Here is a 14222-nt window from a genome sequence, read left to right as displayed (position 1 = left end):
AGTCAATAATCGCTACTGATGTTGTAATCTATAATTTGTTAGGTTGTATTTTTCAAATTTACCATTAGATTTGAAATGGATACCCCTCAAGCTTGCTCCATCCTGCACTCAGGATTATGGCACTGTCGCATTCGCCTGCATCTACTAAAGGCATATCTTCACCCCAATCGTATCCCCAGCGCTCGCCGCAAACACCACTGCGACCGCAGCCAACAGCAGCGTACCCAGATTCGCTTATGCTGCCGCCTCTTCGCCCGTTCCTTCCTTTGCCCTTATTATAGCAAGCGGAACATCGATATCCATCTCATCGAATATATCAAACAGCCGCATGCCCACACCTACGGTATCCTTACGCTCATCGATCCCCTCAACATAAACGATCACATCAAGATCCTCGCCTTCATAAGGTCCGAAATATTCGATGTCCTTTATCCTTTCTACCCCAAACTCCTTTGAGACTTCATTCCTGATTATCTTTATGATTTCTTCTTTATCCATCTAAAATTCCTCCACAAGATTTTTACAGGTGTGAATGATCATAGCAGCATCTGACATCGCAGATTTGCACATCTCTTCCGCAATCTCTACATCCGGATAATAATCACACTTTATACGCATCGATCTCCATGTATTCATCTGATTAGCGAGTGTTTCATCTCCAAACTTCATTATAAGTAGTTTTTTGAACCTGCCCACAAGTGATCGATGCTCTTTGACATCAATCTGCATCTGCAGATACACCGCAGACCTTGCAGCATGATACATCGAATAATACGATTTATGGATCACAGTTCGATTATCTAAACGAATTTCAAGAAGTTTCTCTGCTATGGAGAGGTCATCTTCTGCAAGTGCTAATCTGGATTCAGCAATATCAATCATGAAGCGTTTTATCGTAGATAAATCCAGTGCATTATAATCACTCAAATACACAAGCAGTCCCCATTTATCAGGAGTCAGTTCCATTAACTTATTTTGCTTCATCGTAATCCTCATTTTCAGACGCTATCTGCTATCAATATTTTTCGACATCCATATAAACATTTGTAGCCGCAGTTCCCGTACCATCGCCAATCAACCTGAGCTATTCCTCAGATCCATATTCTCGACATACGTCCCGGCATGCACGTAAATCGTATCCCTTCCCCTGTGCCGCCAATTGCATCCTGAATCGAATCGCCAGGATACACATCTCATGTCACACCCGGCAGCGGGCAGGGTCCGTTATAGCCGATCCTGCCAAAGTCGTTCGTACCCTGCAGGACGTCGTCGTCCAGGGTCTTGTTCTTAGGTACCGCAGCGGGTAGTTCGCTGCTGCCGGCGGGCATGTTGTAGATCACACAGTGGACCCAGGTTTTGCCGGGGGCGTCCGGGTCGTCCACTATCAGGGCGATGGACTGTGTGCCTGCGGGGACGGTATTCCATGTGAATGCGGGGGAGCGGTCCTCCCCATCGCAGGTATGTTTAACTGGTATGCTGGTGCCGGCTTTAAAGGCATCTGATGATATAGAGATTTGTTTCATTATGGTCTCCTCCTCGAACTGGATTTCTTTATCAGACTGGTTGGATATACATCCTAAAGATAATTATTTTAATTTCTTATCATGTATAACGATATTTCCTCCCTCTAATGAACCTGTTGCATTATGATATTCCAACCCTTCTTTGTCAAGGACTGTTATCTCATAATAATCTGGACCACCATTCAACTCATTATCCATAGCCTCTACAGTAAACTGGAAGTTGCCACTACTTTCTGGTTGAAGTTCACCTGTAACCGGGTCAAAAATCTGGAGCACTGCTTTTCCCTGGAAGTCAGAAGTATTATCACTTATAGCAAGGCCGATCCAGGCATTGCTTTTCACAATATAATCTAACCCATCCAGACGATATACATAGATCGAATTGCCCTTGACTTTTCCTTTCTTATTGTACTTAACATTAAAGCCAAAGTTACCATGACTTCCTGTGGGATCCCAAATCCAGCCGCCCCCAGTTGTGAACTGGTCTGTTGGCTCATATACAACCATTGGGGTTGGGTTCGATGAGATTGATAGATAAAAGTTATTTGGTACGATCCTGGCCATTATCATATAATCATCTTCTGGAAGATTGTCAATCGTTGCAGTAGCTGTTCCAACGCCTATGCCGGATGAAGTTACCGGGATCGATGCAATAGATGGTATAGTAGCAATCGGATTTGAATATGATAGGTCACTACTCTTGTAGATATTGAAATTAACATTTATTTTAGTTAAGTCACCATAGTCAGTGTCGATCTCCTCAAGTGTTGCTCTGAGATCGATTGAGCCAGCTGTAGTAGGAAGAATAGTGTCACCAGTGTAGGTGATCTCAGCATCTTCTTTGCTAATTTGCATAGCTTTCGTGTCGTTATCAGGGCTGTAAGAGTCATCACCAGCAAACTCTGCCTTAATATCATAGCTGCCTGCCGGCTGATCAAGTTTGAAGCTTGTGGTGGCAATTCCATCAGGTCCGGTGGTTGCAGTGACAGTTTGGGTGTCGAGGATGAAGTTGATCGATCTATCAGGTAAAGGATTGTTATTTCCAGGATCATTCAATTGTGCTTTAAGGTTAATGTAGTCTGAGTATTGGGCAGATAAATCCTTGATATACTCAAGCTTGGTGGCCCGGGTCGTTACTGTCACATGCATATTTCCTGAACCCACACCTCCATCATCGTCCAGTACTGTTAGTGTGCATATATATTCACCAGGTATTGAATATACATGGGTGGCCGTTATAATTTTACTGGACAGTATTCCTTCTTTCTGACTGTCATCGCCCCAATCAATTTCTGCTGTCCAGGAGTCATCTCCAGGGTCAGTGAAGCTTCTGGAGAAAGTTATAGTATCTCCCCACTGAACGGTCTGATCAGCACATTCATCCAGCACGGGTGCAACATTGTTGACAGTTACAATAAGAGTGTCTAAAGTTGAAGCACTGTCATCATCTGTTACTGTGAGGGTGACAGTATAGGTTCCATTATCAACGTAGACATGGGTAGGTTCAATCGTGCCAGTACTGCCTGGTGTTCCATCACCGAAGTTCCATTCTATTGTATGGGTATCACCGGTCCCGGGATCTGTAAAGTTTCCTGTGAAACTTACTGTATCCCCTTCATTTACTGTCTGGTTATTTCCGGCTTCTATGTCGGGTGGTGCATTCAGTATAGTCACTGAAGTGGTATCGGTGCTGCTCTCACCATGGCTGTCTGTGACTGTAAGGTTCACCTGCCCTGCATAATCATCGTTCCATGTCCAGCTTACTTCAATCCCGGTTTCGTCGGTTGCTCCATCATTATTAAAGTCCCATTCGAAATTGACTATATTATCGCCTGGGTCCGGGTCATATGACGCACTGGCATTGAAAATGATGGCCTGACCTTCTATGGCTGTGTAGGGGCCGGAAGCGTTTGAGACGGGAGGGGTGTTAAATGTAGTAGCCGTATCATTGACCCATGTTTCATTGATATTTCTGAGATCGTCCACGGTTCTTGTGGATATTTTATATTCCGTGTTGGGAGTCAGGTCTGTTGCATTGAAATACTCTTCTGAAGTATTTCTCTGGAAGGTTCCGTCCAGATATATTTCTGTGTGGTTGAAGTCGGGATCGGGTGGATTGCTCCAAGTCCAGTTGATGTGGGTAATAGAGGGAGTTGGGTGGAGGTAGGTGATAGAAGATGGTGGAGTGTTTTGATTTAATATGATTTCTGGAATTACATTAAGTCCTTCACCAATCATTACTTCCCCAATATAGTCTGAATAACCTAGATGCGATAATGTTAATGAATAAGTACCTATAGGTATCCCAACAAATGTATAACTTCCATCAGGAAGGGTGATTGTATTATAGTCATCCAACTTTACTTCTGTTCCTTTGTTATTATATTGATTTTGTAAAAGTGTAGTGCCTAAAACATACCCAGCATCAATGGAAATATAACTTACAAAAATACTCATGTTAGCTTTTATTCCTTGCCAGGTTCCTGTTATAATGTAAATTCCAGGATCTATATCAGGTGATACAACAAGGTCGATTATTTTCGTTTCCCCTGGTGCAAGTGAAATTGGTGTTGTTGAGCTATAAACTTTAGTTCTTTCGAAATTTTCTAATTCTATAAGAACATTCCCATTGTATGATGAATCACTTAAGAGATTAGTAACATTTATTGGAACTACAATACTTTCTCTAATTGAAGCATTGGCTGGTGGATTCGCCCTAATGTCTATAGGGAATCTAGTGGTAAAGTTGTTTGAATTGGATAGGAAGTCAACTGTCTTATCATTAACAGGGTCATAGATGTTTAATACTGTTTTTGGTAATTCTATTTCAATACCAGATTCTCCATTTGAAATGAATTTAACTTCGATTAACTTATACTCTTCTGGTAAAAGCTTTAAATTCCACTTAATAATATTTCCTTCAATAACACCTTCTGATGTATTGATTACTGTTATTTCGTTTGGAATTTCCTGACTTAGATTGAAAGATATTGGGGTCTTGAGCGGATTTTCTACAAAGATTGTGAGAGCATATTCCATTTTATTAATTGGAATCATTACTGATGTCCTAATTGGATAATCTATCAGCTCTGCGTTATCAATCTCCTCCTGAGATACTTTTGAAACACTTGATGTTGCTATTTTTGTTGTTCCAAAAATTGTATTTTCATAATCAATATAATATGTTCCGGTTTTAGTTTTTCCAAATAAATTCAAGTTGATTGTAGTTCGAGGTCTTTCCCCAACTCCATCTTGCAAATAGTATAGTCGAATTGTATTGCTTCTTTCTATCCCACCCTTAATTTTTAATGATTCTCTAATAGTTACAGGTGTCCAGCTAACTCCATCAATCACTTGAAAATCGTTATTTTTGATACCGAAAAACCATGACTGATAATCTGCTATCAATTCATAATTTGTATCAAAATCACCACTGTTATGAATTCTAATATCAGAATATGCAGTATGCGTGAACAGATAATTGTTTTCCCCCCAAAGTTTATAATCACCTAACGCCACATTATCAACTGCTATAATATTTCCTTCAGCAATTTCAGGTGATACTCTATGTTTTATATTATTCAATCCTGCATTTGTGTTATTAAAAATACGATACGATTCCATATATGAATTGAGAGTTATGCTTTCTGCAAGATCAAACATAAAATTATCTTGTTTAATATTGTAATCATTCAAAACTAAATCTCCAACAGCACCTGCTACCCCAACAGTGGCCCCACCTGGTGGACCAGCAACTAATGTGGCTAAAGTCTTAAGCCCAATTTTCACAATTTTTCCAAAGAACAATTTATCAAATGAATTTGATTCTTCCACATAATCTTTGGAAGCATGCAGCATTAAAGCATTTCTTTCTAAATTCCAAACAATCATTTGATTTGCTTGTCTTTTTTTCGACAAATCTGTTTGATAGTTTCGAATTTCATCTTCAATTAAACCATCAATCTTAGTTAAAACATCAGCTTCATTATTATCTAGTTCTATTTTATAATCCTCAACTATTTCACCCAATGGAGGCATTATATAATTTTGCAAAGAATTGTATTCTTTTAATACATCACCCAAAATGAAAAATATTTCGTTGTACCCTTCAGCTGCAAAAATTGGAATTTCAATATCAAGCAGTTTTAATACTTCTTTACTTGAATATATATTATATTTAGCAACGTCACCAATATGGTGCATAGGTGCATAAATCCATTCTTTATCACCAAGATAATTGAAATAATGAGTGGCCTCTTTTGTAAAAGCTATGCCATCTAATGCCCCACTAACAAGTATTATAAAACGTGCCCTTTCATCAGCTGCTAATCTTCTGCTAAAATAATCACCATCTTCTGCAGACCATTCAGCTTCAGATTTAATATTATTAAGTCTTTTTTTCGTCTCTGAAACCGTGAGTTCAATATCATCACCAAGTATTGATGAAACTGGAATTATTTCTTTGCCATAAGTTATACCATCGTCATCATCTATTAATGTTAGATTTACTTCATAGTCTCCTAATAATGAGTAAGAATGACTTACTATAGGTCCGGTGTCAGTAGAACCATCTCCAAAATCCCATTCGTATGAAACAATATTTCCACCATCATAAGGACCATACGGATCAAATGATTCAGAAGCATCAAAAGTCACCTCATTATCAATTAGAATTAAATCTGTTGGAGAATATGTAATAGTGGGTATCGGCGGATCATTTGGAAGGGGGATATATATGGGATAATTGTCCACACTGCTACCCCCCGGTATAAGGTATGGATTATCACAAATACCATTTCTATTACTGTCCATCGCACCTTTTCTTGCAATATCGATCTCGGTAGTTTCTGAATAGTAATTTCCTATTACTCCATTGTCCCAGTGGTTTATCCCATCATCATAAGCGCTGAAATAATTCCACATTAATTTGTTATTATAAATTACATTATTACTTGAAGATGTTAAATTAATACCATGATAATTATTATTAATGACATTATCAATAATTTCATTGCCGTTAGAACTATCTAAGAAGATGCCCCAGTGCCTATTGAAACTTATATTGTTATTTATTATTATATTATTGTTTGATAATATCTCTACAGATTTTTTTTCGGCCCAAGTCACAACAAAACTATCAAAAATTACTCCATCAGCAGTAATTGTGACACCGTTGGTATATGAATATGCATCTATTATGGGTTTGCCAGTGCCAATGTCGATGCCTCGTAAAATCAGTTGTTTGTCAATAATTATACCCTCATTATAATTCCCACTATCCACGTGTAACTCATCACCGGAATCAGCATCATTAATAGCAGCTTGGATGGAAGCAAAACTATTACCGTTATTAATATTATGAACCGTACCAGGGATAATATACCTGATATACTTAATCAACGACGTATCCTCCCCACCCATCTCATTACTGTGACTAAAAGACCCCTTAAACTCAGTAAACTCTCCATCTAAACTTGCAGTCATTACCCAGTACCCAGTCTTACTCTCTCCTGGACCAATATCCCCAAACTCCAGCAGCATAGAATCACTCTCATCCCCACCCTCGATTCCACTGCCAATTAGTTCAAATGACACTAAAAGCCCTGCCAAGTTCTCATATATCACAGGCTGGGCACTGTCAAGCCTCAAATTCCGGGCAGTACCATAACCCACATTAGTAACATTCAGGGTGATATTAAAAGGCGTGCCGGCTTTGACCTCACCAGGTACCGTATAAGTCAGGTTCAGCAGTGGCTGAGGCATTACATTGATCCTCTCCTCAGTGCTGTTCACGCTGAATGGCACACCATCAACAGTATAATCAATAAATGCCTGGACTGTGTAATCCTCCCCTGCGGGATATATACCTCCTGCCCCCGGCTTTGGCACAAGCAGCCAGTCTGCACTGGCGATTGCTGATGGGTTGATAATACCGCTTCCATCAATTGAATTGATATTATTTAAAAATGTCAGATTGACAAAGAACATATCAGAGGCATCGCTGCCGTCTATTTCTTTAATATCAAGCTCAACCTTCACGCCCTCGATATTCTTATCAGTCAGCTTATTTGTCAGTTCAAGGCTGGCAGCAAAGGCATCCCTTTCAAGGGTGGCTTCCTGGGATATTGAGAACTTCACTCTCTCATGAACTGTTTCTACTGGCTGGATAACCGGTGGAGGAGTACCTGGAGAGTAACTTCCACAAGGCGGATGATAAGAATATGTGAAATGCTCTATGATCTCATCGACCGGATTTCCTGGAGAGACCGGACAGTTGTACATATGGATGAAAACCGGTATCTCTGAGTATAGATACACATTATGGATTACATCGCTGTTCTCTTCAAAGTAGATGTAATCTCCCCTTATTTGTATACTGTTTCTCTTATAATCGGTATCGCAGTTAATATATGTAACATTTAAATGATAGGGGATGGTTACTGAACTCTTTGCCGGTATCTCATCAATAAAGAAGGTCTTCCCAGTCGGGAAAGTTATATTGACTCCTGCTAAGAAGGAAGAATCCACTGTCACATTGAAAACTGAGATAAGTCCGGGATTTGAGATGGTGATATTGCTGTCTGTCTCATATTCCGGGTCAGTAAAATTGACTCCGTAACTGATATACAGAGGACTTGGTATCAATAAGGGCGGTGGGACTTCTGTCTCAAAGGTAAGGTTCAGTTCTATATCATACTCATCCCCGATCGTTATTGGAGTCACTGTGAGCTGTACACCGAGAATACTCTTGGCAGGTACCGGTTCTACAAGGGTCTGGATATCAGGTAAGACTGTTACTGAATCGCTCACAGAACCATGGCCTGATGCCTGTACAAAATAATTATACCTGCCAGTTGAGATATCATCAAAGAGATAATATCCGGTCTCGTTTGTGGTTCCCTGGAATACCTGCGTAAGGACATCCTGGTTCTGGATTACGATAGATGCTCCGGAGAGATTCTCACCAATATCATTGACAACATGGAACAGCAGGTCTCCATGATGGGATGATGTAACTGAAATTGTGAGGTATATATTTACAGGCTGGTGGTTACTGCTTGAGATAGTTATTGTTTCCTGATATACTCCTGGAGCAGTATCATTGGTTGGGTGCAGAATGATATCAAAAGACTTACTCATACCTGGAGAAATACTTCCAGGGTCAGTGGAAGTAACAGATATCCAGTCAAGGGTTGGCTCTGAAATATTGATATCATTCATTGTTTCATATCCCATGTTTGTAATATTAACAGTCCTGGTCATAATGTCATCAGGGTTTATTCCTGCTGTGATGGAAGTTGGATTAACGATAGCTATTGGCACAGCTTCAACAAGATGAACAAATAGTTCAGCCTCTTCATAACTTCCCTCGTTCGTGGTAATCGAAACAGAGAAATTCGCCTGTGATACATCAACATTTCCAGCTGTTATTTTTAGCTTGAAGGACTGCTCAGCTCCAGGTGCAAGGGTCTGAGCAGGCGTCTGTATAAGCTGGTGATCCACACCATCTCCTGTATCTCCATCAACTACATTGACAGTTAGACCATTAATATCCGATTCTCCATAGTTTCGCAGAACGAATGATATTTCCTCTGAGGAATTTTCAGACATCGTATAGTCAATGATGCCGGATGGCGTCATGTAAAGCCCGTACATTTCAAAGGATGTTCGGGCATTTCTCCAGAGTTTATCAGAAATCACATTTGCTATAGCAGTGAAATTCCCTGCTTCCCAGTAATTTGGATTATAGTAATACGAAAAGTTCCCGCTTGATCCTGTTACCAGGCTGTAGGTTCGAGTATAACCTTTTACTTTAATATTCAGGACAACAGGGGCACTGATGACCGGACTTCCGTTCGTATATTGTGCAATGCCAGTGATATGTACTATCTCATCCCTGTCGTAGAGCGGTTTGTCAGTTGATAAGGATACGCTGAAGTTTTCAACTATGTTGAATAGAATTGATTTATCAACAGTCACTCCGTTTACGTCTTCCAGTATCACTCTGGCGGTGTAGCTTCCTTTTAAATAGCCGGTCAGATCAACATTTTCAGTGAATTCCTGGTTTGCATAGTCCATTATGCTGGTATATACTGTGTTGCTGTCTTTATCCAGAATTGTTAAAGTGAAGTTGATCTCATCATTATCCAGATAAACATTTGCAGAGCTTTTTCTTGAGGCTCTGGCAGTAAAGGCTGCTGTGTCGCCTTCGGCATAGCTTTCACTGTTGCTGCTTAGGGATAACAGATACTGTTCTTCAATCTGAGATGTGTTCTTTGACAGCGTATTATTGGTTTCGTTAAATTCAATGATCTGGTCATTTATATCTGCCTTCACACTGACAGTATGGTTCCCGGATGTAGCGACCCATGATTTTGATACTTCAATGGATTCATCTTTTAATAGACCTTGAATGGCTGCTGTGCCTATCTGGCTGCCATCAATGAAGAATGCCGTAATTGAATTTCTTAAGGTACTGCCATCTCCAATATTCTTTACAGTTGCATTAAAAGTCACAAGGTCTCCTGCTGTGAAGGTCGGGGGTGTCCAGGAGATGTCTGAAACGATGTAGTCAGGTTTTAATATTTCTGGAAGGATTACGCTCTTAGAGTTATTATTTTCATCCGATTCCTGGATTAAGTTATCCGGATCGACAAGTATGGAAATTGTATGATCTCCTGGAGTGGCTGTCCAGTTCTTAGATATTAGCGTACTATTCCCTGAATCAAGACCTGTGCTCAATAACAGATCCCCGATATTCAGATTATCCACCAAAAATCTGGTCACGATATTATCAGAAATATTCACAGCTCCGTCATTCTTGATTTCTGCTGAAATTTCTATTTCCTGGCCGTCAATAATATCGGGAGCAAACACTATATTCAAAATGGTAAGGTCGGGAGCCATGACCTCTGAAATAAACTCTGTCCTCGCATTGTTTGTCTCATCTGATTCAGAGTTATCATTGTAATAATCAACAATAACCTTGATCTTATTTGCATCAGGGATCACCTTCCAGTCCTTTGATACCAATACGGATTCGCCACTGCCAAGATGATCCACCATGCTCTGCCCGATATAGACATCATCTATTAAAAAGCGCACATAGAAGGGGTGTAAAGTATTACCTGCACCAGTGTTGCTTATTGTAGCATTGAAGTTGATGATCTCTCCCACGTTCAGGTTTTCCTTTGACCATTCGATGTCTTCTACTATCAGGTCAGATGCATTTATGATTTGAATATTTAAAGTGTCACTGGCCAGATTGTTCTGACTGTTGGTAGCTGTAAAGGTGATTGTGTGATTTCCAATAGATAGACCGGAATACGTTAATTGAGAACCTGTTCCCATATTTCCATCCAGGTCAGAACTCCATAATAGAGATGAACCAGAAAGCATGCCGTCTATCGGATCAAAGCCAATGCCTTTGAATAGTATTCCTTCTCCCTGTGCAAACATTGAGTTGTTAGCAGGGGAAAGAATAGATGCTGTGAGGGGTTGATTGATGTTTAATTTGATTGTTATTTCTTTGCTTTCATCAAGGGTTACTATCGATGAATTAGAGGTCCCATCGTACTCTGCTGTAATAGTATGTGGTGTGTAGAATACTTTGTTATTGTAGGTTTGTCTGTACTCTTGCAGGATAATGTCCGATATCTGGCCTTCAAGGTTTGTTGTGCTATTGAAAACGTTATTAATTAGAGAGTCGTTTATTGTTACATTTGTCTCAGATATTGGATTATTATTTGCATCAATGACCTTCACAGTAGTGTTCCAGAATACATAAAGGATGCCATTATTATTAGCGAAATAAACCTTGTTTTTATCAAAGGTGTTGTTAATTGACTTAACTATAGAATTGGAATACAAATAGTAATCATAGTTGAAATTATTCAGATGGTTATTTGTTAACGAAATATCTTTATTGTAGTAAAATCGATAAATTCCAATCGGGTGATCGAATATTTTATTATTAGAAATAATTGGATTTGCATAATAAAGATAAATCCCATAATTTCTATTCTCTTTTATCGTACTATCGATAATTGAAGAGTTATCGTCACTCGAATCATAAAATGAAATGCTATTTGCTTTGCTTACAGTACTGTTTTTGATGTTGAGTAAACCATAATTATTAAAGGAATAATATAGCCCTAATTCTGGATAACATGTCGTTACATTACTACTGAATAAATTTAATGCTCCTCCATTTTCAATTTCAATCTTATAATTTACAGTATCAGTAAATCTTAATTTTAGATTTATATTATCCAGATTGAGTGTTCCTCCATTCTTGATTATCAGATTTCCATTATCCACTATAATTGTTTTATTATTGTAAAAAATCGTTTCATTTATTATCCAGTCACCAAGAATTACAATAGGTGTTTCGGATGGTTGAGATACTGTTTGTCCAAGAATCACTGTATCAGACTTTGAATGTGTAATGTTTGACTGAATGGAACCATCTGTATATCCTGACTTGTTGGCTGTGATGATATGAGGTGTAAAATTTAGCAACACGCTTGGGCTTTGTGTGTATTCTTTAATTGTTAAAGTGACCTGACCAGTTTCATCTGTTATCCCTTCAGCAACTTTTATGTTATCATTGCTGTATACCTCAATAATTGATTCGTTAATCGGCTGACCTTCATAGGATACTGAAATAGTATCATTCCAGAGTACATCAAGAATACTGGTATCCCTTAGATATACGTTGGATTTGTTAAAATTAGAATTTACAGATTTTACATATGTTGTTCCTGAAAGAGAAAGATCTTTTTGAGAACTATTGCTTATTTTTGTATTGATAATATTGGCATTTGCATTACTTAAATAAATTCCATAATATGTATGGTTAAAAATTGTATTATTTATTATATTAGTTTGTCTGTAAGATAAAGATATCCCGTAATAATTATCTGAAATAGTATTGTTTTCTATCAAAGAGGCTGAATTATAAATACCAACGGAATGTCCTGAAATTGTATTTCCTATAATCTTTGGATAACCCGGATTATAATATGATCCACAATAAATACCATAATTTTTATTATTCAATATTCTATTATTTTCAATCACAGGACGGCTACTATAAGTAACATCAATTCCCACATTATTATTCTTTATTAAATTATTATAAATGGTGGGAATTGATTGAGAATTCCACGTGTATATTCCATAGCCAGTATTATTTATAATCTCATTGTTTGTGATATTGGGTGATGCAGAATAAATATAAACTCCATAATTATTGTTTTCAATTCTGCTGCTATTGATCACTGAACTGTCATCACTTGAATCATAAAAATAAATTGAATCAGCCCAGCTGACACTGCTATTCTGGATGTTCAAATAGCCATAGTTCCTGAAATAATATCTGAAATTTAACTCCGGATAAAGACAAGAAATATTTGAATCATTGATATAGAACTTACCGCCATATTCCACCTCGATTTTATGTTGATCAGCTTCAAGCAGCCTCATCTTCAAAGAAATATTATTAAAATTCAAAATTCCGCCATTCCTGATGATCAGACTTCCGTTTAGCAGGATGTTTTTATCAGAATATGCCTGACTGTCGGTGATTATCCAGTCGCCCTCAATAATCATAACATCATTTGGATTCTCCAGATTTGAACCAAAAGCGATTGTATCCGATGTAGGTCCAGTCATTATAGATAAAATCGAACCTGTTTTTCCATTCTTGGTTGCATTGAAATAATATGGATTAAAATCAACCTTACCTGATTGGGTCTGGATGAATTCCTGCAATTGAAAAGTAATCTTACCGTCAGAATCCGTATAACCACTGGCAGCCAAATATCCGTCTTTATCAAAAGCCTTGACTAATGCCCCCTGAACAGGCAGATGGTCATCCTCGACTGTAATGGTATCGTTCCAGAATGCATTTAATATCATTCCCCCACTGATTAAGACCTTTGATTTATTGAAAACAGTATTTATCGAATTTACGGTCCCTGAGTTATATAATGTTAAATCATATTGTGAAGAATTAAGCATTGAATCTCTGATGTTCACATCACTATAGCTTACCTGGATTCCCGTGTTTTTTGTTTCAATAATAGTATTTGAAATGTCTAATTGGGAGTAATAAGAAATCAAACCATAACTATTAGTATTTATCACCGTATCATTTATCAGGACATTTGCATATTGAGTATCGATAGCCTTAGAACTGTTATAAAATTCAGAAAAACTAATAAGTCCTTCACTATTCCTTTTAAAATATAATCCGCCCCAATTGAAAATAATTGGTTGTTCAAAGGTTCCCACTGCTATAAGTTTACTGAAAAATGGATCCCTATAATCAAATATTAAAGATCCGCTTTGCGAAAAATTTACCTCCACGCCTGGTTCTATAATCAGGGTTGGGGTCATGGTTGTGTTATATACATAGACATACCCGTTTATCATGTACGGACTGCCTGCCAGATCCCATGTGGTATTTGTTGAGATTGTGCCGCTTACTTGAGTCTCTGCGGCTGAAATTCCGGCAAATGATAACAATAAGAATACTGTCAAAAATATAACAATATTGTTTGGATTTTTTTCAATCATTGAATTTCCCCCATGCTCCGACGGACTGCACTCGCACAACCCGCGCTTACATCCGCCCACAACGCCGCCGCGCCCGCCATTGTCCCACAAATACCAGTCAGCAGCGTCGATATCCAG

The 14222-nt window shown here is 38.4% G+C and carries 4 protein-coding genes; all 4 read right to left on the bottom strand.

Translation table 11 applies throughout. The features are described from left to right. Positions 1-234: 234 nt before the first annotated feature. The 4 genes from HF974_03370 to HF974_03355 all read right to left on the bottom strand — a co-directional run bounded on the left by HF974_03370 (position 235) and on the right by HF974_03355 (position 14105). Positions 235-498 (bottom strand): hypothetical protein, encoded by a 264-nt coding sequence (locus tag HF974_03370; protein MBC2697379.1) that lies wholly within the window; start codon positions 496-498, stop codon positions 235-237. Then, the gene (locus HF974_03365) at positions 499-984 is read right to left on the bottom strand and encodes a HEPN domain-containing protein (protein MBC2697378.1); all 486 of its coding nucleotides are present in this window, start codon (positions 982-984) and stop codon (positions 499-501) included. It abuts the gene before it with no gap. Positions 985-1193: 209 nt separating this feature from the next. Further along, a complete protein-coding gene (locus HF974_03360; protein ID MBC2697377.1) occupies positions 1194-1523 on the bottom strand; it encodes a YbhB/YbcL family Raf kinase inhibitor-like protein in 330 nt (109 codons plus the stop codon). A 63-nt stretch (positions 1524-1586) separates the two neighbouring features. After that, positions 1587-14105: a PKD domain-containing protein gene (locus HF974_03355; protein MBC2697376.1), complete on the bottom strand. Its 12519-nt coding sequence runs from the start codon at positions 14103-14105 to the stop codon at positions 1587-1589. Positions 14106-14222: the final 117 nt, after the last annotated feature.

Source organism: ANME-2 cluster archaeon, assembly GCA_014237145.1.
In the GTDB taxonomy this organism is placed as follows: domain Archaea; phylum Halobacteriota; class Methanosarcinia; order Methanosarcinales; family Methanocomedenaceae; genus Methanocomedens_A.
The sequence above is the reverse complement of the archived record's forward strand: the minus strand, read 5'-3'. Positions and strand labels throughout refer to the sequence as shown.